The 25782-nt window shown below is 59.7% G+C and carries 24 protein-coding genes; 15 read left to right on the forward strand and 9 right to left on the reverse strand.

What is annotated here, in order from left to right:
• Window positions 1–3 precede the first annotated feature (3 nt).
• From rodA to HY308_03770, 8 genes are all read left to right on the forward strand, one after another.
• Window positions 4–1083, forward strand: a complete 1080-nt coding sequence (gene rodA, locus HY308_03735; GenBank protein ID MBI3897391.1) for a rod shape-determining protein RodA — start codon at window positions 4–6, stop codon at window positions 1081–1083.
• Between the two features lie 141 nt (window positions 1084–1224).
• Window positions 1225–2238, forward strand: a complete 1014-nt coding sequence (mltB, locus tag HY308_03740) for a lytic murein transglycosylase B (protein MBI3897392.1) — start codon at window positions 1225–1227, stop codon at window positions 2236–2238.
• Window positions 2235–3056: a septal ring lytic transglycosylase RlpA family protein gene (locus HY308_03745; protein MBI3897393.1), complete on the forward strand. Its 822-nt coding sequence runs from the start codon at window positions 2235–2237 to the stop codon at window positions 3054–3056. Before mltB ends, HY308_03745 begins: the two co-directional genes overlap by 4 nt.
• A gap of 3 nt (window positions 3057–3059) precedes the next feature.
• Entirely contained in the window at window positions 3060–4229 is a 1170-nt protein-coding gene (locus tag HY308_03750; GenBank protein MBI3897394.1) for a D-alanyl-D-alanine carboxypeptidase, read from the forward strand.
• A 22-nt stretch (window positions 4230–4251) separates the two neighbouring features.
• Window positions 4252–4725, forward strand: a complete 474-nt coding sequence (locus tag HY308_03755) for an aminotransferase class IV (protein MBI3897395.1) — start codon at window positions 4252–4254, stop codon at window positions 4723–4725.
• A gap of 44 nt (window positions 4726–4769) precedes the next feature.
• A complete protein-coding gene (lipB, locus tag HY308_03760) occupies window positions 4770–5405 on the forward strand; it encodes a lipoyl(octanoyl) transferase LipB (GenBank protein ID MBI3897396.1) in 636 nt (211 codons plus the stop codon).
• Complete coding sequence (lipA, locus tag HY308_03765) at window positions 5398–6366, forward strand: lipoyl synthase (protein ID MBI3897397.1); 969 nt, start codon at window positions 5398–5400, stop codon at window positions 6364–6366. Before lipB ends, lipA begins: the two co-directional genes overlap by 8 nt.
• Before the next feature lie 76 nt (window positions 6367–6442).
• Window positions 6443–7252: a YdcF family protein gene (locus tag HY308_03770; protein ID MBI3897398.1), complete on the forward strand. Its 810-nt coding sequence runs from the start codon at window positions 6443–6445 to the stop codon at window positions 7250–7252.
• A gap of 3 nt (window positions 7253–7255) precedes the next feature.
• Here the strand turns inward: HY308_03770 and HY308_03775 are convergent, their stop codons facing one another.
• From HY308_03775 to HY308_03805, 7 genes are all read right to left on the reverse strand, one after another.
• Window positions 7256–8344, reverse strand: a complete 1089-nt coding sequence (locus HY308_03775) for a response regulator (protein MBI3897399.1) — start codon at window positions 8342–8344, stop codon at window positions 7256–7258.
• Window positions 8345–8899: 555 nt separating this feature from the next.
• On the reverse strand, window positions 8900–12460 hold the full coding sequence (locus HY308_03780) for a hypothetical protein (protein MBI3897400.1): 3561 nt from the start codon (window positions 12458–12460) through the stop codon (window positions 8900–8902).
• 393 nt (window positions 12461–12853) lie between these two features.
• Window positions 12854–15754: a caspase family protein gene (locus HY308_03785; protein ID MBI3897401.1), complete on the reverse strand. Its 2901-nt coding sequence runs from the start codon at window positions 15752–15754 to the stop codon at window positions 12854–12856.
• A gap of 28 nt (window positions 15755–15782) precedes the next feature.
• Window positions 15783–16730: a hypothetical protein gene (locus tag HY308_03790; GenBank protein MBI3897402.1), complete on the reverse strand. Its 948-nt coding sequence runs from the start codon at window positions 16728–16730 to the stop codon at window positions 15783–15785.
• Window positions 16720–16941, reverse strand: coding sequence for an OmpA family protein (locus HY308_03795; protein ID MBI3897403.1), 222 nt, complete (start codon window positions 16939–16941; stop codon window positions 16720–16722). The genes HY308_03790 and HY308_03795 overlap by 11 nt, the downstream gene beginning before the upstream one ends.
• A 53-nt stretch (window positions 16942–16994) precedes the next feature.
• Window positions 16995–17591: a sigma-70 family RNA polymerase sigma factor gene (locus tag HY308_03800; GenBank protein ID MBI3897404.1), complete on the reverse strand. Its 597-nt coding sequence runs from the start codon at window positions 17589–17591 to the stop codon at window positions 16995–16997.
• A gap of 15 nt (window positions 17592–17606) precedes the next feature.
• Window positions 17607–17777 (reverse strand): hypothetical protein, encoded by a 171-nt coding sequence (locus HY308_03805; GenBank protein ID MBI3897405.1) that lies wholly within the window; start codon window positions 17775–17777, stop codon window positions 17607–17609.
• Window positions 17778–17903: 126 nt separating this feature from the next.
• Here HY308_03805 and HY308_03810 point away from each other — a divergent pair, with 126 nt between their 5' ends.
• A complete protein-coding gene (locus tag HY308_03810) occupies window positions 17904–18758 on the forward strand; it encodes a hypothetical protein (GenBank protein MBI3897406.1) in 855 nt (284 codons plus the stop codon).
• On the forward strand, window positions 18745–19794 hold the full coding sequence (locus tag HY308_03815) for a hypothetical protein (GenBank protein ID MBI3897407.1): 1050 nt from the start codon (window positions 18745–18747) through the stop codon (window positions 19792–19794). Before HY308_03810 ends, HY308_03815 begins: the two co-directional genes overlap by 14 nt.
• A gap of 19 nt (window positions 19795–19813) precedes the next feature.
• Here HY308_03815 and HY308_03820 read toward each other — a convergent pair whose 3' ends face one another.
• A complete protein-coding gene (locus HY308_03820; protein ID MBI3897408.1) occupies window positions 19814–21598 on the reverse strand; it encodes an acyl-CoA dehydrogenase in 1785 nt (594 codons plus the stop codon).
• Window positions 21599–21753: 155 nt separating this feature from the next.
• On the opposite strand from HY308_03820, the gene HY308_03825 reads away from it, so the two are divergent.
• The 5 genes from HY308_03825 (at window position 21754) to HY308_03845 (ending at window position 24640) form a co-directional block, all read left to right on the forward strand.
• Entirely contained in the window at window positions 21754–22206 is a 453-nt protein-coding gene (locus tag HY308_03825; protein ID MBI3897409.1) for a MaoC family dehydratase, read from the forward strand.
• Window positions 22207–22286: 80 nt separating this feature from the next.
• Window positions 22287–22772 (forward strand): EVE domain-containing protein, encoded by a 486-nt coding sequence (locus HY308_03830; protein ID MBI3897410.1) that lies wholly within the window; start codon window positions 22287–22289, stop codon window positions 22770–22772.
• Window positions 22765–23229 (forward strand): MarR family transcriptional regulator, encoded by a 465-nt coding sequence (locus HY308_03835; GenBank protein ID MBI3897411.1) that lies wholly within the window; start codon window positions 22765–22767, stop codon window positions 23227–23229. Before HY308_03830 ends, HY308_03835 begins: the two co-directional genes overlap by 8 nt.
• A gap of 32 nt (window positions 23230–23261) precedes the next feature.
• The gene (locus tag HY308_03840; protein ID MBI3897412.1) at window positions 23262–23693 is read left to right on the forward strand and encodes an SRPBCC family protein; all 432 of its coding nucleotides are present in this window, start codon (window positions 23262–23264) and stop codon (window positions 23691–23693) included.
• A gap of 53 nt (window positions 23694–23746) precedes the next feature.
• The gene (locus tag HY308_03845; GenBank protein MBI3897413.1) at window positions 23747–24640 is read left to right on the forward strand and encodes a helix-turn-helix transcriptional regulator; all 894 of its coding nucleotides are present in this window, start codon (window positions 23747–23749) and stop codon (window positions 24638–24640) included.
• A gap of 236 nt (window positions 24641–24876) precedes the next feature.
• Here the strand turns inward: HY308_03845 and HY308_03850 are convergent, their stop codons facing one another.
• The gene (locus HY308_03850; protein MBI3897414.1) at window positions 24877–25689 is read right to left on the reverse strand and encodes an MBL fold metallo-hydrolase; all 813 of its coding nucleotides are present in this window, start codon (window positions 25687–25689) and stop codon (window positions 24877–24879) included.
• Window positions 25690–25782 lie beyond the last annotated feature (93 nt).

The following is a 25782-nucleotide window of genomic DNA, read 5'->3' on the forward strand; positions in this document are numbered from 1 at the left end:
CTGATGGAACGCTCACGCTGGCACATCGATAAATCGCTGCTGTACGCGCTGCTCATGCTCGGCGGCTTGAGCCTGGTGGTGGTTTACAGCGCCAGCGGCAAAAACGTCGCCATGGTGATACAGCACGGGGTTCGTATCGGCATCGGTTTCGTCGTCATGTTCGTGGTTGCGCAAATCCGGCCGGAGCTGCTGGAACGCTGGGCGCCGTGGTTCTTCGCCGCCGGTATGGCACTGATCGTCGCTGTTCTCGGCGTCGGCACCATCAGCAAGGGCGCGCAACGCTGGTTGAGCCTGGGTTTCGTCAGTTTTCAACCGTCGGAATTCTTGAAGCTCGGCGTGCCGATGGTGCTCGCCTGGTATCTGGCACGCGGCGGCGTCCCGCCGTCGATGGGCCGGGTCGCACTTTGCTTGCTGATCACCTTGGTACCGGCGGCGTTGATCGCCAAGCAACCGGATCTCGGCACCAGTCTGCTGGTCGCTGCGTCCGGCTTGTTCGTGCTGTTCTTGGCCGGCCTGCCGACGCGACTGATCGTTATCGCCGGCATCGCCGTCGCCGCCGCCTTGCCGATTTTGTGGGGCCATTTGCACGACTACCAACGCAATCGCATTCTGACGTTGATCGATCCGAGCGCCGATCCGCTCGGCAGCGGTTACCACACGCTGCAATCGATGATCGCCCTCGGCTCCGGCGGTTTCTACGGCAAGGGTTGGCTCAACAGTAGCCAGGCGCACCTCGAATACCTGCCGGAATCGTGGACCGACTTCATTTTCGCCGTTTTCGGCGAAGAATTCGGCCTGATCGGTATTTTGCTGCTGATCGCGCTCTACGGCTTCATTGCCGCGCGCGCGCTGCTGATCGCGTTCTACACGCAAGACACTTTCGCCCGGCTACTCGCCGGCGGCCTCGGACTCGCGTTCTTTATCCAGTTCTTCATCAACATCGGCATGGTCGCCGGCATCTTGCCGGTGGTCGGGGTGCCGCTACCGATGATGAGCTACGGTGGTACCTCGATCCTCACGCTCATGGCCGGCTTCGGCATACTGATGAGCATTCACACGAACCGTAAGATCGTCGAGTTTTAGAAACAGCCGACAGCGAAGCGCTTCTTTTCCCGCCGGGAGAGGACCCGGAAATAATTGGAAGTATCTGAAGTATCTTAATGATTCCCCGCGCTCTTCGGCAGCGGGTGTATCGGTTTAACCCTTTTAAGCACTGTTTACAGAATGCATCGAAGTTTTTGTCAGCGTCTTACATTGGCATCCTTGGCGGCGATGGGACTGATCGCCCTGCCCGCGCACGCCTTGCCGCTCGAACAATACCCGGAGGTCGAGCTCATCATCGACTCGCTGGTGACACGTGATCATTTCGACCGTGCCGAACTGCGGCGCACGTTCGCCGACGCGCAGTGGCGACCGGAAATCATCGCCGCCATGGAACGCCCGCACGAATCGCAGCCGTGGTACCAGTACCGCAAGCTGTTTCTCAATAGTCAGCGCGTGCGTCTCGGCCAGCAGTACTGGGACGAGCACGAGGGGCTGCTGACGCGTGCCGAACAGGAATTCGGCGTACCGGCCGAGATCATCGTCGCCATCATCGGTGTCGAGACACGTTTCGGAGCGAATAAGGGCGACTATTCAGCGCTCGATGCGTTATTGACACTGTCGTTGGGCTACCCGCGGCGGGCGGTGTTCTTTCAACGCGAGCTCGAGGAATTACTGCTGCTGGCACGCGAGCTCAAGCTCGACGTCGGCAAGATCAAAGGTTCCTACGCCGGCGCGCTTGGTATTCCGCAGTTCATGCCGAGCAGTTATCGCCGCTATTCGGTCGACTTCGACGGTAATCAACGGCGCGACTTAATAGCTAGCGATAGCGACGCCATCGGCAGCGTCGCCAGCTTTCTCAGTGCCCACGGCTGGATTACGGGCGCACCGATCGTCGACCCGGCCGAGGTCAAAGGACCCTTGGAAGTTTGGCCGGCAAAACTCGGCGAGCCGCCGACGATACCGGTGAACGAATGGGTCGGTCAGGGCGTGTTTCCGCAGCGCGAAAGTGGCCAAGCGGACGACGACGCGCTACTGGCCACGCTCGTCACCTTGGAAGGCGACGCTGGTCCGCTTTATTACCTGGCGTATAACAATTTCATGACAATCACTCGCTATAATCGCAGCAAGAACTACGCGATGGCGGTCTGCCAGCTGGGCCGGTTAATTCGACTACAGCGCACCGAGGATAAATGAAGTACCCCGCTCTATTAATAGGTGTCGTCGCGCTATTGATCAGCGCCTGCAGCAGCGGGCCGCGCGGCGGCGGCTATTACCAAGACGACGGCCCGCAGGATCGGTCCCCGGCCGACTTAGCCAAGGTGCCGGATGCAGTGCCGCGCGATGAACCGCTCAGCAGCTCCGGCAATAAAACCTATACGGCCCTCGGCGTCAGCTATACGCCGCTCAAAAGCGCCAACGGTTACCGTGAGCGCGGCGTCGCTTCGTGGTACGGCCGCAAGTTTCACGGCAAGCGCACCTCCAACGGCGAGTCGTATGACATGTACGCCATGAGCGCCGCCCATCGCACGCTGCCGCTACCGTCGTATGTACGGGTACGTAATCTGCAGAATGGTCGCAGCGTCGTCGTGCGCGTCAACGATCGCGGGCCGTTCCTGCATAACCGCTTGATCGATCTGTCGTACAGCGCCGCCTACCGGCTCGGCATGACCGGCGCCGGCACGGCTGTCGTCGAAGTCGAAGCCGTCGGCTCGAATACGCCGACGACGGTCACGGCGCAACCGTCATTCAATCTGGTATCGACCGCGAATGCCGCCGATGCGCCGCCGCACTTGGCGGTGCAGGTCGGCGCGTTCCAGGTACAAGAGAACGCCAACCAATTACGCCAACGTCTCGAACGCGCCGGTTTCAGCTCGGTGCAGGTCGAGACCGACGCAACGGGCACGATCTATCGCGTGCGCATCGGACCCGTAGCCACTGTCGAACAAGGCGACCGCCTAGTCGCAGACGTCGCACGCGCCGGTATTAACGATGCGTTATTAGTGGTGGATTAACCGATGCGCCTGCTGTTCGCCCTGTTGCTGTTGCTTCCACTTTCCGCTTTTGCTGTCGAGCGCCCGCCGAATTTGAATGCGCAGGCGTGGTTGCTGGTCGACTACGATTCTGCCAGCGTGATCGCCGAGCACAACGCCGACAAGCCGCTGCCGCCGGCAAGCCTGACCAAGCTGATGTCGATTTATCTCGTCTTCGAGAAATTGCACGCCGGCAAGCTGCGCATGACCGACATGATCAGCGTCAGCGAAAACGCGGCGCGCACCAGCGGCTCGCAACTGCGGCTGCGCGCCGGCGCATCGGTGCGGGTTGAGGATCTCATCCGCGGCATGCTGCTGCGCTCGGCGAACGACGCAACGGTCGCCTTGGCCGAGCACGTCGGCGGCAGCGAAACGCAATTCGTCGCCGACATGAATGCGCGCGCGCGTAGCTGGAACTTGAGCGGCACGCATTTCATGAATCCCTACGGCCTCGATACGCCCGGCCACACGTCGACGGCGCGCGACTTGACGCGCATCTCGATGGCATTGATCCGCGACTTTCCGGAGTACTACCGATTCTTCTCGCTGCGTGAGTTTACGTTCCGGCGCGCCAGCGTACGCAACAGCAACCGGCTGCTGTGGTACGACCGTGCGGTCGACGGCATGAAAACCGGTTACACCTCGCAGGCCGGCTATTGCTTAGTTGCCTCCGCCCGCCACGGCAGCATGCGCTTGATCGCCGCTGTGCTCGGCTCGCCGCGCGGCAGCATCCGCATGACCGCCGGCAAACGTTTGCTCGATTACGGTTTCCGTAACTATGAAACCCGCCTGCTGTTCGCCGCCAATCAAACCGCCGCCGAGGCGCGCGTGTGGCAAGGGCAGGACACGGTATTGCCGCTCGGCACCGGCCAGAATCTTTATCTGACGTTGCCACGCGGTTGGCATCCGCGGGTACGCACGCAAATGACGTTGGCCAATAATTTGTCGACACCGGTTAAGCTCGGTCAGCACTTAGGTGTGCTGGCGCTGCAATTGGACAACAAGGTGTTCGCGCAATATCCATTGGTGGCGCTGAAGGCAGTCGCCAACGGCACCTTCACTCAACAAACGGTCGACAATCTGCGCTTGTGGTTCCACGACAAGCCGGCGACACCGGCGCCGGTATCGCGCCTGGCGGTACAAGGACCCGGCTGAGGGCGCGCCGCGCTTCGCTTCCATGTTCAACCTGCGCACCGTCTATTTGAACGGTGAGTTCCTGCCGCCGGAGCGGGCGTCGGCATCGGTATTCGACCGCGGTTTCATTTTTGGCGATGGCATCTACGACGTCATGCCGGTGTTCGGCGGCCGGCTGTTTCGCCTGCCGCAACATCTGGCGCGGCTGGAACGCAGCCTCAGTGAAATTCGCTTACGCAATCCATTGACGGCCGCCGAGTGGGAACAGGTGTGCACGCGGTTGATGTTGGACAACGGCGCCGTCGATCAATCGATTTACCTGCAGATCACCCGCGGTGCCGCGCCGCGCGATCATGCGTTTCCGGTTCATCCGCAACCCACTGTCTATGCCTACGCCCAAACATTAAGCCCGCCGCTGCCGGCAACGATCGCCCAAGGCATGGCCGCCGTCGACATCCGTTGGCAACGTTGCGACATCAAGGCGACGGCGTTGCTCGCTAACGCGTTGCATCGATAGCATTCTCTCCTTTTCAATGGAGAGGAAGTTACACTCGCGGAACCATGCCCAGCCATTTAACTTGCCGCGTACAACATCTCGGCCGCGTCGGCTACGAAACGACGTTCGAACGTATGCGCGCATTCACCGATGCGCGCGACGCCGACACGCTCGATGAGTTCTGGCTGCTCGAGCATCCGCCGGTATACACCGTAGGCGTGCGCGCGCATAAACGCGCGTTCAACACCGGCAACGATATCCCGTTCGCATTAACCGACCGCGGCGGCGACGTGACTTATCACGGTCCGGGGCAACCAATCCTCTACGTGCTCATCGATCTCAATCGTCGCGGCCTCGGCATCCGCGCGCTCGTGCAAATGCTTGAGGAAGCAGTGATCGCCATGCTCGCCAAGCTCGGCATCGATGCCGAATGGCACGCCGGTGCGCCCGGGGTTTACGTTGCCGGGCGCAAGATTGCCTCGCTCGGCATGCGCGTGCGCGCCGGCCGCAGCTATCACGGGTTAGCGCTCAATGCCGATATGGACCTATCGCCCTTTAAAGCTATCGATCCCTGTGGTTATCCCGGGCTTGAGGTGACGCAATTGGCCGACCTCATTTCCGGAATTGGCTCCGCCGCCGCCGGCGCACGACTACTGGCGCAGGTGCTGGAACGGTTGGGATATACTCCTGCGCATGCCTAATACACCGCCGAGCTCTATGGACAAACCCAACGCCGACCTGGTGCGCCAGGGCAAAGGCGCGTCGAAGACCGCGCGCATTCCGATCAAGATCCAACCGAAGGAACCGCTGCGCAAGCCGGCGTGGATCCGCGTCAGTGCGCCGACCCATCCCGAAGTCGGCCGGCTGAAAGTTTTACTGCGCGAGCACAAGCTCAGCACCGTGTGCGAAGAGGCATCGTGTCCGAATCTCGGCGAGTGTTTTCGTCATGGCACCGCCACCTTCATGATCATGGGCCGGCTGTGCACGCGCCGCTGCCCGTTTTGCGACGTCGCCCACGGCCGGCCCGATGCGCTCGATGAAAACGAACCGGCGAATTTGGCGAAGGCGATCGCAGCGATGAAACTGCGCTTCGTCGTTATCACCTCGGTCGATCGCGACGATTTGCGCGACGGCGGCGCCGGTCATTTTGTCGCCTGTATCGACGCCGTGCGCGCCAGCACACCGACGACGTCGATCGAAGTGCTGGTGCCGGATTTCCGCGGCCGCATGGACGTAGCGCTCGACATCCTCGGTCGCGCGCTGCCGAACGTGTTCAACCACAATCTCGAAACCGTGCCGCGCTTGTACAAAGCCGCGCGCCCAGGCTCGGATTACAAGCACTCGCTCGAGCTGCTGCGAAAGTTCAAAGAACGCTATCCCGGCATTCCGACCAAATCCGGCTTGATGGTCGGCTTAGGCGAAACCAACGAAGAGATCGTCGAGGTCATGCGCGATCTGCGCGCGCACGGTTGCGACATGCTGACGATCGGCCAGTACCTGCAACCAAGCCGGCATCATCTGCCGGTTGAACGCTTTGTTGCGCCGGCGGAGTTCGACCAGTTCGCACAAGTCGGTCGCGAGCTCGGCTTCAGCAACGTCGCCAGCGGACCGCTGGTGCGCTCGTCGTACCATGCCGAGCAGCAAGCGCGCGGCGAGTTCTAACGACCTACTAACAACACCGCCTTAGCCATCGGCCGCGCGCGGCCGATGGCATGGAACGAGGGAGCGCGAACCACCGATGTTGATCGCCGCCAAAATTATCGGCCTGCTGCTCACGCCGCCGGCCATCTTTCTGTTGCTCGCCCTACTCGGCTTAATTCTGCAATGGCGTTGGCGCAAACTCGGTGTCGCGCTGGTCGCCCTCAGCGTTATCGGTTTGTTGATCTTCAGCCTGCCGATCACCGGCTTTCTGTTGTTGCGCGGACTAGAAGCCGAGGCGACACCGCTGCCGAAGGCCGATGCCTCGCTCAGCAATCGCGGCGGTGTCATCGTCGTACTCGGCGGCGGCCGCCACGAAAGTGCGCCGGAATACGGCGGCGATACGGTCAGCGGCGCATCGCTCGAACGACTGCGCTATGCCGCCCGCTTACATCGCGCCACCGGGTTACCGTTGCTCGTGTCCGGCGGTACGGTCTACGGCGAAACCGTTTCGGAAGCGACGCTGATGCAGCAAGTGCTGACCGAAGACTTCCACACACCGGCGCGCTGGGTCGAAAGCCGCTCGCGCAACACGCAGGAAAACGCCGATTACACCCGCACCATCCTCGAAACCGCCGGCATCAAGCGGGTGTTGTTAGTGACGCATGCGTGGCACATGCGGCGCGCGGTCTGGGCGTTCCACAATGCCGGCTTGGAAGTGACCATGGCGCCGACGGCGTTCATCACCACAGCCAACGCCGAGCTGCCAGCGTTCAGCGCCATGGAATATCTGCCGACCGCGTCGGCGCTGTCGCTAACAGGATTTGCCGTGCAGGAACGATTGGGATTGTTGTGGTACCGCTTGCGTTATCACAAGTCGGCGGAGGAGCCGGCAACTAACAGCCGCTAATACTCAGGGCGCGGCCCGCGGCAATACGCGGTCGTAGTCGTGGGCGAATTGGCGCGTTTCGTCGACATGGCGCCGTTCGATTTCCAGTATCTCGTTGATGTTCTTGAATACCGCATCGACGCCGTGCGGATCCAAATGCTTGCCGCGCTCGCGCCACAAATATTGCAGCGCGCGCTGTACGCTCCACGCCTCTTTGTAAGAACGCACCGATAGCAGTGCATCCAGACAATCGGCGACGGCGACGATGCGACCCGCCAACGGAATCGCCGTGCCGGCGAGCCCGTTCGGATAACCCCTGCCGTTGTACTTCTCGTGATGCGTCAGCGCGATCTCGGCGCCCATGCGCATCAACGACGACTGGCTGTCCTTCAGCAACTCGTAACCGATGCGGGTGTGACTCTTCATGATTTCCCATTCTTCCGCATTCAGCTTGTCGCGCTTCAGCAGAATACGATCGGGAATGCCGGCCTTGCCGACGTCGTGCATCGGCGCTGCCAAGAACAGCCTCGTACAAAATTCTTCGTCCTGACCGAGCGCTCGCCCGATCAGCCGGGCGATACCGGCGACGCGGCGTAGGTGCTTGTCGGTTTCTTCATCGCGTGAGCAGCTTAAACGCGACAACTTACGCAAAATTAAAATCTGTTCGCGCAGCGTCGCTTCGTGCGCCGCCGCCGGCACGACGGGTACGGTTGGTGCGTCGATAACGGTGGCCGCGGTACCGCGTAACGCTAACAAGTTACGCAGGCGTAAACGTGTTTCTTCGAACGGGTAGGGTTTGGTGATGAAATCGACGGCGCCGAGGGCGAGTGCCTCGCGACAAATTGCTTTCTCCGCCAGCGTGGTCACGACGACGATCGGCACCGATTCGAACTCAGGTACGTGCCGTACGCGCCGCAGAAACTCGAGACCGTCGATGCCCGGCATGCGATAGTCGACTAAACACATATCCGGTCGGTGTTGCTGGCACCACGTCAACGCCGCCAGCGGGTCGACGAAGCGTACGAACTCAACGTCCGCCCCGAGCAGCTGTTCCAGCTGACCCAGGTTCAGTGGTTCGTCGTCCAATAACAAAACGTGCGGTTTCGTCTCCACCCCTCGTCCTCCGACTCATTGACCGAATAACGATCAAGTTTCGTGCCATTCCGAACAGCACGACGATCAACGGATCGGAGGGAGGGGTAGACGCGCGTAGGCGCGTGAATGGGTACTTAACCGGCTTCGAAAGCGCCGATTGTCGGGCCGGGAGCAGCGCGCGAGGCGCCCGTAACATCTAGATCCCCCTCGACTGCTTTAGCACTATCCGACACAGGCCCGGTGCTTGCCTTGCTGGAGTCGTTGTTTCCGGCGGAGCCACCGCCGCCGCCACCACTACCGCAGGCGCCGGTTAACATACATACAACCATTATTAGTGCTGACTTCCACATCTTCCGTCCTCCACATTTGGTCATAGTGTGCGGCGCCCCGGACAAGCGTCGCGACTTGTGACAGCATTTGACCATTCGGCGCGCTAAGGTAAAACCCCGGGTCACCCGAGCGTGTCCGGTATTCGGATCAGTGGTTCCCCTGGGCAAAAACGACCGAGGAAAGGCAGCAAAAATCGATCGCTTGCTGGTGCAAGCCAGCGTTTTCTACAGCGAAATTAGCGTCTCAAAAACTGCGCCAGGTGCCACCGTGGTTTAGCCAACCACTCCAGCCGTCGCCGGCAGCCGGATCCTGCCAAATACTCCATACGGCGCGGTCGGCACCGACACCAAACACTTGCAAGCGACCGTCTTCGTTTTGGCCGACGGCAAAACTGGAAAGCCAACCGCCACTGCCCAACGTCGCGAACGACGACCAATCGCCGTTCAGCGATTGTTGCCAGGCATGCCACGGCACGTTGTCCGGTGCGATCACGAACAGCTCGATCCGGCCGCCCTGATTTTGCGTAGCGGTCACCGCAACAGCGCTGCGATTCATCGATACCCAATCATTCGAGAAACCGCCATTAGCCGACGTCTGCCAACGCTGCCACACGCCACCGTCGCGAACGATGAACAGTTCGATGCGTCCATCTTGGTTGGCGGCCCAAGTAACTTGGTTTGCCGGCGCGCCGCCGAGGGCGGACCAACTGGACCAACTACCGTTAGCCGATGTTTGCCAGGCCGTACGTACCTGGCCATCGAGACCGATGAGAAACAGTTGCTGTCGGCCGTCTTGATTGCGTGCCGCCGTGACATCGCTGCCATGCTCGCTATTCATGTCGACCCACTTGTAAGTCCAATCGCCGCTTGGTGCGATCTGCGCTTGACGCAACAGCGCGCCATCGCTGCCGATCGCGAAAACTTCCAAGCGTCCATCGGCATTGGCACCGACGGCAATTTTTTTTACGTCGCCGCCCAGACTCGACCAGCGCGACCAAGCGGTATCAAACGGAACCTGACGCGCATGCCAGACGGCGTTATCGGGACCGATGCCGAACACCTCGAGCGTGCCGTCGGCGTTTCTCGCCGCCACTGTCTTCGGCACGAAGTCGTGACGAAAATCCATGAAATAAAATCCTGACCAATACGAGTTCGGTAACACCTGCCAGTTGTGTTGAATTTGATTGTTATCGTCGATGATAAAAAATTCCATGCGGCTATCAGCGTTCGACACGACCGCGCTGAACGGACTGAGCGAATTGCCGTTGTCGACCAGCGGCAAAATACGGCTCTGCACTGTCCAATCGAAGTTGCCGTAGGTCACCGGTATATCGGTACGCCGAACTGTAACCGTGCCGTCCAAAAATCCATCTGCTGTCACGCGGCCGTTAAAGAAGACCGTGTCCTGCGGCAAGTTGGAGCTCGACGGATTCAGATGCAACCCACTGTCGGTACCGTCGCTAGCGACGGTACCGACACCGGAGAACGAGTGCGTATTCCGCGGAATCGGTAAATGCGGACAATCGCCGACGGTGCTTTCGATCATCGTCGTCGACAAACTCGCCGACAGATTATTGTTCTGGTCAACCACCGCCGTCATTTTCATGTCACGTAAAGTGACTCGATACGTGCAATACGGCGGCCCACCGAAGGTCGTGGTCGTGGTAGTGCCGGTGCCGGTGTAGACATGCGCGGTTGTCGCCGGCTCTTGCAGCTTGAGCGGAACCAACGTACCGCTGTCGGTGTTGATGCCGTAAATAACACCGTCTTCGCCATACAACAACACGTTGTCGGTGGTACCGACAATGTGGCGAATTTTGGGCGCGCCGACTTGCTTCAGCGCGGTCGGCGTTTTATGAGCGTCGTCGCCCCAATAACGGATAGTCCCGTCGCGCCGCAATACCACCGGAAAAATGCCGCCGTCGGTAGCGATCTGCACGACGTCGCTTAGACCGGGCACTTGTTGCGGTTCCGGCTTGGATGTGGTCGAACCATCACCGAAGTTGCCGAGCCTGTTGCCGCCCCATCCCCATACGGTACCGTCCGATTTGACGGCAAACACATTGCCGGCGATCGCCACCGATACCACCGACGAAATCCCCGGCACTGGAAACGGTTCCAGCCAACTAAACTGTGCATCCGGACTCAAGCCCCACTGAAAGACAGTACCCGCTTGATCGACCGCGAGAACGATCGGTGTGTTACCGCTGGCGTATACGCTGACAATATTATTCAGAGTTTCTATACGCTTCGGCGTCAAATTCGCGCGATACGCATTGCCGGTATCGACGCCGATAATATCGCCGCGCGACGTCAGATCGCACAACGTCAGGTCGGTTTTAGCGTTGCCCATACCCAGCTGTCCCAACCGATCCACGCCCCAGGTGTAAACATGACCCTCTTTATCGCGAGCGACGGCGAAGTTGCTACCGGCAGCGATCGACGTCACATCGGCCAAGCCGTCGATGCGCGTCGGCGTATCGACCGTTCCATGCGCTTTACCGTTACCTAGATAACCGCATGTCCCCTCGCCCCACGACCAGAGGCTGCCGTCGTTCTTTACCAAGAACCCGGCCTCGTACGAACCGCCGATCTGCTTCACGTCGGTGGCGAACTGGGGATCGACGGTCGAGCTTTTGAATTTTTCGCCGGCGCAAATACTCGTCTCGTAGACGTCACGCCGAACACTGACCGAACCGTCCTTCAGCAAGGCCACGCTGTCGAATTTATCGGCGCAATGCACCTTGCCTTTAGCCGCCGTTGTGAACACCAGCATGGCGTCGACAATCGGCGCGCCGAGATTGAAGGTCGAGCCTTGACCGAACTGTTGCGACACCGCGCGGGTACCGGTATCGAGCGCCACCGGAAAGCGAACCGCGTCGTAAAAAAGATCCGCGCTTAGCGTCGCCGGCGAACCATCCAGCGCAAAGCCGTCGAGCTTGCCGTCGGTGAGATCGCGCGCCAATTGTTCAGTCGCGCTCAACGCCGGTGCCGCCGCCGTCGGCAGATAATTCGCCGCCATCTTGACGAAGCCACCCGTCACGGCGGCGGCGATGCCATGGGAGCTAACGGGGAACGAGGAATTCGAGCTCAACTTGTCGACCGGGGTCGGCAACGATTTGATCGAGCTCAGCCGGGTATCGGTCGTCAGCACCCGATTGATCTCGTTCAGCACTAACTCGTTAGCTTCGCGCACGTCGTCGAGCTTCAAGCCGAATACGTTACCGGTCTTCAGCAACTGCGACTTGCCGGCGGCGATCGCCGCCGAATTGCCGCTGAATTTGTTTAACGCATAGCGATAGGCCGCCTCGGTGAACGCCGACACGCCGATGCTTTCGTCGAATCGATCGACCAGCGCGTGCAACTCTTGCTCGGGGCCAAAATCGACGAAGGTATTTTTACCTTCGTCGTAATACCGCGCACCCGTTGCACCTTTGAGCGTGACCAGCAGCGGCTCCGATGTATCGCAGACGGTAATCGTCACCAGCCCGTCGGTGGTATCGGTGGTCTTCTCGCCGATCAACGAACCGTCGGCAAGCCGATTGACGCTTATCACTCCGCCCAGCACTTTGCCGAGACCACCGCCGGCACCGGCGCTACCACCACCCTCGCCGCCCTTACCGCCGCCATCCTTGTGACGTGGCTTGTCTTCGATATTTCCACCAAAACCGGTCTCGACCCCGGCAACGCAAGAACCCGGTGGGTCCTCATTATCGCCGCCGCCACCACCGCCGCAGGCCGTGAGCACGAATGTCGTCAGTACAAACACCGACGCAGCAATCAGTTTCCCTATTATTTTTGGCATCGGTAGAAACATGCTCCGTTATTCTTTCTGATGACGCGGTCGCAATACGCAGCAGCAAAGATGACCTCACCGATAAATGTCGGTGAGGAACGGCGCTCTCACTCCATTAGAGTAAGTGGCGCGTGACGCTGTAAGATTCAAAACCGTCGCTATGTGGTAGTAATGACCACGATTTCGCTGTCACATCGGCTTGTTCTGCGCTCGACGGCGCGGCGGAGTTGCGACTTCCGCGACCCACACCTTAAAACGTTTGCCCTACCGCTTGCACTATATACGTTGGTATATATCGTCCTCGGCGGAAGCTATGGCGAGGAAATACCTTCAACAGCGCAAGTGGTGAGGTTATGATCGGTGCCGAAAAGATCGATCGCTATTACGAACGTCCCACACGACTTATTCCAACGTTTTGACTAACGGAAAATCGGTCAGGCCGACCGGCACGATCGTCACCGGTGTCTGCCTGCCCTTGGTCAACTTTTTAACTTCATGCGACACGAAGTAGTCGAGGCCTTTGTAGGTCACGACACCTTCGTGCCGGAAGTCGGCCTTGCCTTTCAAACCGACGATCAGTTCTTTAGTGAACGCGCCGTTGCCCCAGCTGTCGTCTTCCAACGAATCCTGTCGGCCGTCGCTCGACGAGAACACGACGACACCGCTCTCCGGGCTCGACAACTTATTGGCGATCATCGTCACATCGTGCTTGGTAAACAGCCCGACCGCTTTGCCGGCATGACAAGTATCGATGAACAACAACGCCTTGCCGCGAATGCGGATCAACGCTTCACGGATGTCGTCCTCGCCCACCATCGTCGCCTGCGGTGCCGTTAAGTCGGCATCGTGCGGCAGGAAGTAATAAATATTACCGGCGTCGGTGATGCCATGTCCGGCCATGAAGACGATACCGACATCATCCGGGTCGACGCTGTTTCGCAACCACGCCAGTCCGGCAATCACCGCTTGTCGTGTCGCTTGCTCGCTCGTCAGCGTGCGCACGACCACGTTCTTATAGAACAGGCCTTCCTGTAATTTGAGCGACTGCGTGAAATCGACCGAGTCTTTCGCGGCAAAGCCGAGGTTATAGGCGGCGTTGGCGTATTTGCTAACACCGATCGCTAATACATACAGCACCGGCTGCTTGACCACCGGCTCCGGCGGCAGCGCCCATTCATAGTGCACCGTCAACGGTTCGGAAACACCGAACGCATTGGTCACGAACAACTGCACTGTCGAATCGCGCGGCGGAATCGACAGCGACACGCGCCCGACCGCCTTACCGTCGGCGCGGCGCGGCGGTGCCACCGACAGCGGATCGACCGGTCGGCCGTTGACCTTTACGGCAACCGCGCCGATCGGCTTAGCCGCACGCGAAAACGCCGAGAAATCCACAGTCACGGTCGCGCGATCGGTGCGCACCAGCTTCGGACTCACTAATGTCAGCGCCGGCGGCAATTCCGCCGCCGATAGCCGCTTGGCGTCGATCAACGCTTGAATTCGCTGACTCTGCGATTGGGATTTCGCCAACGGCGCCTGCTTACGCAAATCGTTGTTCGCCAACGTCAACGCTCGCTCAGCACTGCGCAACGGCAACACATTACGAATCACATCCGGCCGATAGAACCGATCGCGGAAACGTGCCACCGAATAAAAATCGGCGCCGATACCATCCGGCCGATTGACGTGCCAACCGACCAGCGATTCGGCGCCGATGCTAGCGTCGTAGTGACCGGCCTCGGTCCACAATACCCAACGCCGGTCGTCGACCACGAACAGCGACAACAGCAGCTCGCCGTCGGTCGCGCGCCACCAGCGGATCGTGCCGTCGGCCGACGCGGTGACAACGAGCTGCGAATCGTCGCTGACGTTGACAGCAGTAACTTCGGTGGCCAACGACCGCTGCCAGACTTCCGCGCCGGTCGCGTCGAGCTTGCGCAAGCTCCAACTGCTGGCAAGCAATGCGCCGGAGTTATCCGGCAATACCGCCAGCGCGCGCGACACTTCGCCCGGCTGCAGCTTGATATCGCGGCCGTTGAGCCGCGGCGTATAGGTATTTTCCCAGGTAGCGTTGTAGAAGCGTGTCGACAACGTAGGTGCCGCGTGCACATCGTTCGGCGTGTCGTCATTGAGCGTGCGCTGCTTGACGTCGAAGTAGATCGGCGCTGCCGACGTTTTCGCCAGCCAGCTGACTTGCGTACCGTCGCTATTGATCTTGAATGCCGACGCACCGCGCAAATCGAAGATCGGCGAGCGGCGTTTATCGAGCACACGCTCGCCCTTGATCAACCCCCACGCGGGCTCGAACGTGGAAAATACGATACCGTCGGTAGTGGCAGCGAAATCGGTGATCGAGTTCGTTGCTAAATCGAGCTCAGTTACTTTACCGGAAGGCCAGGCAATGCGTTTGCCGACATACTGCGACACCGCGCGATAACCGGTGCCGGCGGCGTAGATTGCCGAGCCATCGGCCGACCAAGCGACGTTCATCAAATTGCCGTTGGGCATATCGCTGATCTGAAATCGTTGCGCCAATCGTGCCGCTGCCAGCTCGAATACATCCACTTGCACGACGCGTTCACTCTGGCGCGATAAGTAACCGACCGCGAGCTGCTTGCCGTCCGGGGAAAAGCTGACGCTGACCGGATCCGGCAACGCCGTCGTGAGCGTGCCATTGGCTTTCACGACACCGCCAACAATGCGATAAAGCCGCACTTTACCGTCGAACGCCGGCACCGCGATCTGGTCGTTGGCAGAAACCGCGGCGCCATACGAAGCACCGCCAAAGGTTTCGGCATACAACTGCTGACCGTGCCGGTCGAACACGCGCATGCCGTCGGCGCCCGCATACGATGCCACGAGATAGCGGCCGTCAGCGGTCCATGCCAGGTGCTTGACGTGACCGGCACGTGCGTCGATGACGCCGGTGGCGGCGCCAGTATTGATGTCGAACAGATAAATCCGATGGGCCAGCGCGTCGCTGCCGGTGGTGCCGCCAATCGCGACTTCGTTGCCCTTCGGCGAAATCGCCGCGCCGTATAACTTACCGACCTCGCCAGCGGCGATCGGCACCCGCAAGATCGACAACAATCGTCGCGTCGGCAGCTCCCAGACACGCGCGGTTTTGTCGTCACTGACCGTGACGACGCGCGTGCCGGTGCGGTCCACCGCTAGACGCCGAATCGGACCGGTATGCGCCTGCGCTTCTATCCGGAGTAACGGATCGGTAGTCGCCTGGACCGCCAACGTGACGAGGAAAAAACAACCGCAGAAAAATATTTTTTGTAGTCGGCGCCGTTTCATGAATCGGTGCTCCTCACTTTGCGCTAGATTAACCAGCAACCGTCTGCACGGGAAGTGCGGCCGCACGCCGCATCGATTTGATCGGAACGTTGACATAAAGATCGACGAACAAGCCGACGTCGAGATAGTCGACGCGCCGTGGAAACTTCAAGCGCGTCGCTACTTGATCGATCGCAAACGTGGTCTTTTCGTCCAACATACCGGTGAAGTTGAGATCGAAGCCATAGCTAGTCAACGTCGCCTGTAACCATTTCACGCGCGTGGGGCCGTCAAGCTTGGCGTAGCGCTTTTCGATATGCTCGATGACCAATGGATCCGCTTGGGTGCTGGGCAAACAGCGCCAATACGGCACGCTCAAGTAACGACCGATGACTTGTACCACACTGAGGTCGACCAGTAACTGCATAGCCTCGTTCTGCTCCGCTAAATATTTTCGGCTGGTCACAAGACCGAAGCCAGCGCCATACAGCGCAAAGTCGAAATTGTCCTGTGGCTCATCGAATACACGCACGGTGTTGACCGAATGCGAGCCGGCGACGAGCTGCTGGCGTTCGACGTCCATTAGATCGACGTCGAACGAAAAGCTCGACATTTTGCGCGCGCTATCCGTTGCCGTAAGTGCGCCGATCAGCAATACATCCGGCGCTTGTGACGGCGTCGGATCGGCCGATGCCGTCACATAAATGACACGATCGCCGATACGGCCGACGGCGCGACGTACCCGCTCACCGACATCCGCCGACGAACGTGCCTGCACATAGAGCACGCTGTCACGCGCGCGATACACGTCGAGTAGCTCGCCGAATCGCTCGAGCGCTTGGCCATAGCGACCGGCAGCTAACGGTGCCGCCGCCCGCACCGCCGGCTCGGTCGGCGGCAAGGCGGTGCAACCGACGACACTGGTGCAGACGCCCACAAGCACCGCCAGCCAGCCTAGCGGGCCGATCCGCCAATTTATCCGACCGTCACGACGCATGCGCCGGCCCGTCGGTGAGTTCGGCCGACGCTGGTGCTGCCCGGAACTGAACCCGACGATTCTCTGGCGCATACGGATCACGCCCGTTCAATAATGCTTCGGCGCCGAAACCGACGGTGATCAAAGTTTGCGCCGGCACGCGGTGCGCCTGCATCAAGTAGCTCTTCACTGTGTCGGCACGGCGCTGCGATAATTTCAGAATAACAACCATTGCTGGCGATATTTCATTGTTTGTCCTCCTATCCGAGGTGATTCCGGCGCCGCTTAGCCGATGGGTGAACGCCGCAGGTAGTTCCTGACTTTTTCGCGTGCGTGAAACATGCGCGTCTTCACCGTATTCGGCGGACAGTTTTGGAGTTGCGCCACTTCTTTGACCGACATGTCGAGGTCATAGGCTAAGTGCAAACAATCGCCGTGAACGCCGGGCATGTCATCGATGCAGCGCCGTAACCGGCCCTGCAGTCGCTTCTTGTCGATCTCGTCGAACAAATCCGTCTGCGGTCGTGCGTTCTGTTCCAACAACGGCAACAACTGATCGTCCGTCAGCACCTGCATGCGATCACGCGAGCTTTTACGGCGCGCGGCGCGCACTTTGTTGCGGGCAATGCCGATCAGAAAAGTGCTGAAGCGCGACTCGCCGCGAAAGCTCAGCGGCCGCCGCCAAATCTCAAGCATCGTGTCCTGCACCACTTCTTCGGCGACGGCGCGATCGCTCAGTTGCCGCAACGCGTCGCGCAACAGCATCATGCCGAAGCATCGATACAGCTCAACCATTGCTCGCTGGTCGCGCTCAGCGATACGCGCGAGCAGTGCCGCCACCTTACTGGCCGACGTAGCGGCGCTTTTATTGCTCTGTTTCATGACACGATCCGTTCCTTAACGTTGCAACGCTTCGCCGCGTACGAATACTTGGCCCAACAACAGCAATGACGGCGCTTCACGGGCCAGCAACGCGAGCTCGGTGCCGCAGATCGGGCGATCGTAGGACTGGCACGACGGGTTCTTAAGGTTGAAATCGGCCGGGGCAAGTGAAAGCAAAGCTGTCATTGTTACTCCTCCTTGCGTAAATACGTGGATCTGGGGATTGGCCACCAGTTTTTTGACGTGGGAAAATTTCACACGCTCAAGCAGTATGTGTGGGAAAACTTCCCTCGTCAAGATATACTGCCGCACATGGGGAAATTCACCGCTGCTCCGCCGCTCCCGCTGGTAAATGCCCTGCGCCGCCTACTGCGGCCGCTGGTACGCCTGCTGCTGTCGCACGGCATCACCTATCCCTACCTCGCCGAATTGCTCAAATCGATCTTTGTCGACGTCGCCGCTGACGACTTCCGCATCGACCAGCAACCATCGACCGACAGCCGCATCAGCCTGCTGAGCGGCGTGCATCGCAAAGACGTAAAGCGGCTGCGCCAACAAACGCCGGCGAACGATGCGCCGCCGGCGACGGTATCGTTAGGCGCCGAGCTCATCGCGCGCTGGAGCAGCACGCCGGCTTATCTCGACAAGCAAGGCAAGCCGCGGCCATTGGCGCGACTCGCCAACGACGGCGGTACGCGCTCATTCGAGGCGCTGGTGCAATCCGTCAGTAAAGACATTCGCTCGCGCGTCGTGCTCGACGAGTGGCTGCGCCTCGGCGTCGCCCACGTCGATGCCGACGACTGTGTGTGTCTTAACGTCGATGCATTCGTGCCGAAACATGGTTTCGAGGAAAAGGCGTACTACTTCGGTCAGAACATCGCCGACCACATGGCCGCGTGTGTGCACAACCTGCTCGACGCGCAGCCACCGCTGCTCGAACGCAGCGTGTATTACGATCAGTTGACGCCGAAGTCGATCGAGCAGCTCGATCTGCTGGCGCGTGAGCTCGGTATGCAGGCGTTACAGACGATCAACAAGAAAGCGATCGAGCTTAGCCAACGCGACGCCGGCAACGTCGATGCCATACAGCGCATGAACTTCGGAATCTATTATTTCAGCGCACCGGTGCTTACCGAACCGGACAAGGACGATCATGGAAAAAATTAATGCTCGATTTTCGCTACGGAAGGCACTCGTATCGAGCGTCGCCATCGCACTATGGCTGCCCGCGGAAATCGTCGTCGGCGCTCGCCCGGCGGACGACAACATGCACGCGACCGTGGATCTCATGGTCGCCGCCAATAACGGAGGTATAGGTGGCACCGGCGCCGCTTCTATCGATGGCGGCATTGGCGGCACCGGCGTTACTAGAAGCATCGGTCGCACCGGCGTCATCGGTGTTGTTACCGATTCCAAAGGTGTTCGCGTCAACGGCATCGATGCCGTTTACAACCGCAATACGCCGGTGACGCTCGACGGTAAGCAAGTCAGCAGCGCCGAACTCGCTGCCGGCCAAGTCGTCGCGATCGATGCGATCGGCGCCGGTACTCAGCTCCAAGCAATGCAAATTGATATCAGCAGCGCCGTCGTCGGCCCGGTCGAATCGGTGAGCTCGGCGGCTGATCGACTGCAGGTACTCGGCCAAGTCGTTCGGTTAACGCAACGCACGATCTTTTCGGCGCCGACCAGCAAACCCCGCGTCGGTGATACCGTTCGCGTTTATGGTCTGCGCCAAAACGACGGTTCGATCATCGCCTCGCGTATCGATGCCGCGCCAACCGGATCGAGCACTGGCGTCACCGGCCCGGTTTCAGCCATCGACAACGACACAATTTATGTCGGCGCTCTAGCGATCCAGCGAGCAGATCATTTGCTCTCGTCCGAATTACAGCTCGGCCGTGTCGTTCATGCCGTCGGCATCTATAACAAGGGGCAATTGCACGCCGAACAAATGTCGTTGCCGCCGTTCGTCGAACGCGGCAAACGCATAGAGCTGGAGGGATATGTGCAATCTCGCCGAAGTGCGACTGACTTCCTAATTGGCGATTTAACTATCAAGATCTCCGCTCATACGCTAATCAGCGGCACGGACGGCACAAGTACTACTCTGGCCGAAGGCCAACGAGTGCATGTAAGCGGAAAAGTAACCGCAACCGATCACATCGATGCCGATCAAGTTGCGGTTGAAGAGACGCCACAATGAGTGTCAGCGACACCTCAATTCAGAATTGCGCTTCATTCAATCGCAACGTCGACTCAGCACCATGCACCACTTCTCGCCAATACGCCTCGCTGCGCGGCAGAATGTGATCGGCATAAAAGCGCGCGCTGACGATCTTGGTTTGACAGAAATCACTATCGGTGCCGCGTTTGCGATCGGCAACCAATGCGGCCCGCGTCATCTGCCAACCGGCGCAAACGGTGCCGAGCAACATCAAATAAGGCACCGAACCGGCGGCCACTGCGCGTGGATTTTGCGCAAACGTCCGCGCGACGTATTCGGTCGCTGACTGCACGCGCAATACTGCCGCCGTGAGCGCTTTGGCGAGCGCATTCAGATCGGCGTCGGTCGCTGTCGCCGCTGCCGTAGCGGTCTCGCTCATCTGAACGATGACTGCGGCAACGATAGCACCGCCGTCACGCGCGACTTTGCGGCCGACCAGATCCATCGCTTGAATTCCGGTCGTGCCCTCATAAATCGCGATGATGCGGGCGTCGCGCAGATGCTGGGCGGCGCCGGTCTCTTCGATGTAGCCGGTACCGCCGTGCACTTGTATGCCGGTCGATGTGATTTCGATCGCTTGCTCGGTACACCAGCCTTTCACCACCGGCGTGAAAAAATCGATTAACGCCTGATACCGCTCGCGCCGCTTGGCGTCGGGCTCGCGTTGCCCACGGTCCATGTACGATGCGGCAACGTAGGCGAGCGCGCGCATCGCCTCGATTTGCGTCTTCATGCTCATCAACATGCGGCGCACATCGGGATGGTGAATGATGCCAGTCTTGGTGGAATTGCCGGCGCCGATCGGTTGGCCCTGCACGCGCTGCTTGGCGTAGGCAAGCGCTTGTTGATACGCGCGCTCGGAAATCGCCACCCCCTCGAGACCGACGGCCAGGCGCGCATGGTTCATCATGGTGAACATGTATTCGAGCCCGCGATGCGGCGTGCCGACCAGGTAACCGATGGCGCCGGCGTTATCGCCGTACGCCATCATCGCCGTCGGACTGCCGTGGATGCCGAGCTTGTGCTCGAGCGATACGCAGCGCACGTCGTTGCGCTGGCCGAGGCTACCGTCGGCATTCAACAAGAACTTCGGCACGATGAACAACGAGATCCCTTTGACACCTTCTGGCGCATCCGGTAAGCGCGCCAATACCAGATGGACAATATTGTCGGTGTAATCGTGCTCGCCCCAGGTGATAAAAATTTTGGTACCGGCGAGGCGGTAGTGGTCGCCGTCGGCTACGGCGCGCGTGCGTACCGCCGCCAGATCCGAGCCGGCTTGCGGCTCGGTCAAGTTCATAGTGCCGGTCCATTCGCCGGAAACCATTTTTGGCAAATACGTCGCCTTGAGCACAGCACTCGCGTGATGCGCAATTGCCGCGACCGCGCCTTGCGTCAACATCGGGCACAACGAGAACGCCAAGTTCGCCGATTTCCACATCTCATGCACCGCCGAGGCGACGGTATACGGCATGCCCTGGCCACCGAAGTCGCGCGCGCACGCCAACGTCGGCCAACCGTTGTCGACGAATTGTCGGTACGCATCTTTGAAACCCGGTGCCGTCGTGACCGCGCCGTCGTGCCAACGCGCGCCGGTTCGATCGCCGACGACGTTGAGCGGCGCCAACACGTCGGCGGCAAACTTGCCCGCTTGCTCGAGCACCGCCTGCACCAAGTCCGCCGACAACTCGTCGTTACCCGGCAGCTTGGCGATTTCGTCGAGATCGGCCAGCTCTTGCAGGACGAACCACATGTCTTTGACGGGGGCAATGTAATCGGTCATCGCAATTCTCCAATGTCATCGTCCGAATGGATGCAGCGTAATCTGCACCTCCGAGAAATTCCAACGATACCTTGCTGAGATTATCGAACCGTCGTTGCCTAAGCGCATACGGGTATAGTGGCCATTAGAGCGCACTGCCTGACTGGAGAACTTTTATGCCGCTTTACTTGGAAGATTTAGTCCCCGGTTTTACCGTTACCGGCGGCCCGATCACCGTCACCGAAGCGGAGGCGATCCACTTCGCTCGTCAATTCGATCCGCAACCGTTCCACACCGATCCCATCGCTGCCAAGACCAGCGTATTCGACGGCCTCGCCGTCAGCGGCTGGCATACGGCGGCGCTGTCCATGCGCTTGCTCACACAATCGCGACTGGCCGAGGTCGCCAACGGACTTGTCGGCGTCGAGATCCGCAATCTTCGTTGGCCGCGCGCCACCCGGCCCGGCGATACGCTGCGCGTCACCGTGGAAATCGTCGAGACCAAACCATCTCGCTCGCGGCCCGGCTGGGGCACAGCGCTCGCGCGCTGGACCACGCGTAACCAGCGCGACGAAACGGTCATGGAGCTGGAAAATATCATGTGGGTGGCACGCCGACCGGATGCCTGAGGTGGCACAAGGGTGTCCCTCTAGACAATATGATATGTATGTATATATAATTCATGCATATGTTAATGAGAGCCCAACTTATGGCGATAACAGCATCCGGGCATACGCCGGTCGTACACCCTAACACTGCGCCGTCGGCGCGCAAATATTGGATCGGCGTCGTCTCCCTAGCGCACGTGAAACGCGGCGTGGCCGGCGGCTTCGCGCAGGTCTGCCATGGCAAAGCGGCGCCGCTACGGCGGATGAATGTCGGCGATTGGTTCGTTTATTACTCGCCGAAAACGGACATGAGCGACGGCGAACCGCTGCAAATGTTCACCGCGATCGGCCGGGTCGGCGGCGAAACCACGTATGAATATGCGATGGCGCCGGATTTTGTACCGTTCCGGCGCGACATCATCTATCTGACAGGCAAGCCGGCGCCTATTCAGCCGCTGATTCCGCAGCTGTCATTCATCCGCGACCCGAAGCGCTGGGGTTATCCGTTCCGCATGGGCCACTTCGAAATGACGCAGCACGATTGCCAACTCATCGCCCAGGCGATGGCAGTTCGTTTCGATGACTAAAAAGAAAGCGCCGTTTGCCCACAAGGAAGCCAGCGACAGCTCCGGCTTCTTGTTGTGGCAGGTAACGGCGCTGTGGCAACGTCGCATCGCCGCCGCACTGCGGCCGCACGGGTTAACGCAGGTGCAATTTGCGTTGTTAGCGAGCTTGCTATGGTTGTCCAACAAAGAGGGCGCGATCACGCAAGTGATGTTGGCGCGTCACGCCAAGCTCGACGTCATGATGACGTCGCAAGTATTGCGCGCCTTGGAAACCAAAGGATTGATCGAGCGGCAGCCGCATCCGCGCGACACCCGCGCCAAAATCCTGCAGCTAACGAAAGCCGGGGAAACGTTGACGTGGAGCGCGGTTCCGGTCGTTGAAAAAGCGGACGACGCATTTTTCGCAGCCGTCGGCGTTCGTCGAAGACCGTTCAATAAATTACTCAGCGCGTTGATTGCGTCGGCGCAAGAAAAATAGCAAATCATTTTCATATTTAACGGGGACGAACCATGTGGAGTAAAACTTACAGCAAAACCGTGAAAGGACTGAAAGCCGCACAGGTCTGGAAGGTTTGGATCGACGTCAACCAATGGCACACCTGGCAAAGCGATATCGACTACGCCCGTCTCGACGGTGCATTCAGCGTCGGCAACCGCTTCCTGCTAAAACCCAAAGGCGGCCCGAAAGTAAATATTCGGATCGCGAAAGTAGAACCGAACAAGTCGTTTACCGATTTCACGCAGTTCCCGCTGGCAAAAATGTACGGGGTTCACGAGTTCGTCGAAAAGGGTGATGACTTAGAGATTCGAACGACAGTGAGTATCGACGGTGCCTTGTCGTTCATTTGGCGCAAGCTGGTCGCCGAAGATGTCGCCAACAGCATGCCGCAACAAACGCAACAGCTGATCGACCGGGCGCAAAGCCTGTTATCGGCAAAGTGAGCTGAGCGGCGATCACCTTTATACTGACCGCACTTTACTCAACCGCTGAACGCATGGCTCTCGCTCGCCGCCGCTTGTTCGAAAACGAGCTCGTATGCTTAACGCACGTTGCCTGTCGTCCGTCGTACTGGGGTTGCGGCGAGGTCGAGCAGCCGGGCAAAGATTTATTGGTGCTGCCGCTGAATGGCGTGTTCGCTAAACACGACGGACCGCGCCAACACATCATCGCCAACTCGAACCACGCCTTGCTATTCGGGCGCACGCGCTCGTATCGCATCAGTCATCCGGCGTGCAGCGGCGATGATTGCCTATCACTCGAGTTTTCGCAGAACGCGCTCGCCAGCGTGCTCGCCGATGCCGTCGCCACCGAAGATTTGAGCGCACCGTCGTTGGCGACACACGCGTTGCTATCGCCGGCGGCGGTACTTGGTCGCAGCTTGCTGTGGCGGCGATTGCTGGGCGGCACCGCCGAGCCGTTGGAAATCGAGGAGACCAGCGTCGCTCTGCTCGGCGCGGCGGTACGCACCGCCTGCCGGGACGAAGGCAAACAGAAACGAGCGCGGCTGTCTCTCACCTTGACCCGGCGATTGCGCCAGATCGAAACCGTTAAAGAAGCGATCTCGGTGCAGCCGGATCAGCACTGGACACTGGCGGACCTAGCACGGTTAGCGAATACCTCGCCCTATCATCTGGCGCGCGTGTTCCGCAAAGAAGTCGGCGCGCCGATTCATCAGTATGTAGTGCGCACGCGCCTGACCCAGGCGCTGGAAGCGGTACTCGACGCCGGTGCAGATCTGACGGCCATCGCCGTCGAGCGCGGCTTTGCCAGTCATAGTCATTTCACCGCCAGTTTCCGTGCATTCTTCGGCGTTACGCCGTTGGCACTACGCCGGTATAAGGCTGGCGTAGGAAGCTGGCGCCGGCTACTTTCGCCGCTCCTTCCCTAACGCGTCGGCACCAGCGCCGTTGCCCGTCGACTAGCCATCGCCGTCCCCGATCATTGCGCCGAGTCCGTACTACACTAATTGAATTGGTTCCTCGGCGAAGATGCGCGCTTCCAGCAGCGCCCGGCAACGGCCATCAGACCTTGCATCAATAGAGCATCCATTCGGTTCTATCCAAACGGAGACACTATGGACCGGTCGAAAATTACCAACGCAAAGAATTTTCTGCCGGCGGCCGTTCATGAATGCGGTATCGGTGCATTTTTCCGATCGGCGCCAGTGTTCGAGTGACGCTGAGCAATTTCTACAAAACGTTCTAGGTCACGATGGAGATCCGCCGCCAACCGCCGAAGATCCGTCACCCGACCAAAGTGGGTCAAGTAGGCGGCCTCGGGATCCAGCGACAACAACCGATCGATCGATGCATGCAGCGCCGGTGGGTCGAGTTGGACCGGTGTCGTTGTCGGAAAGGCGAAGGCGCCGTTATTGGTATCGAACTCGCGAAATGACATGCCGAAGGTGTCGCCGGTAAAGACACTGCGAGTGCCGGCGTCGTAGATACAGTAATGATGACACGCGTGTCCTGGCGTATGTATCGCCAATAGTTCGCTTTCCCCCAACGGCAGCCGATCACCGTCGTTGACTTCGATCATCCATTCCTTCGGGATCGCAACGACGTTGCCGTAAAGACGCTCGTATTCGACATCGCCATAGACAGCACGCGCCCCCGTCATCAGCCGCGCCGGATCGTGCATATGCCGCGCACCCAACGGGTGCACGACGAGTTTTGCGTTCGGCAGCGTTCGCATCAAGCCACCGGCGGCGCCGGCGTGGTCCAGGTGCACGTGCGTCACCATGACGTAGTCGACTTGCGAACGACGGAGTCCGCGTTCGTTTAACGCGGCGTGCAATAGCGCCACTGCCGCTGGATGACCGGTGTCGATGAATGCGGCGCGGCCATCGCGGACAACGAGGTGGCTGGCGGCGAGGCCGCGGCGAACGTAGTCGACATCGATAGTATCGATGGTGTCGGCAACCACGGTTTCCATCATTGCTCTCCCTAGACTTGGATGGGAGGCTAACCTACGCCCTGCTCGGTAATAATTAAAATAGATTGTTTTTATGAGACGTCATAAAATTTATTG

It is taken from the genome of Gammaproteobacteria bacterium (assembly GCA_016199745.1).
Taxonomy (GTDB): domain Bacteria; phylum Pseudomonadota; class Gammaproteobacteria; order Acidiferrobacterales; family Sulfurifustaceae; genus JACQFZ01.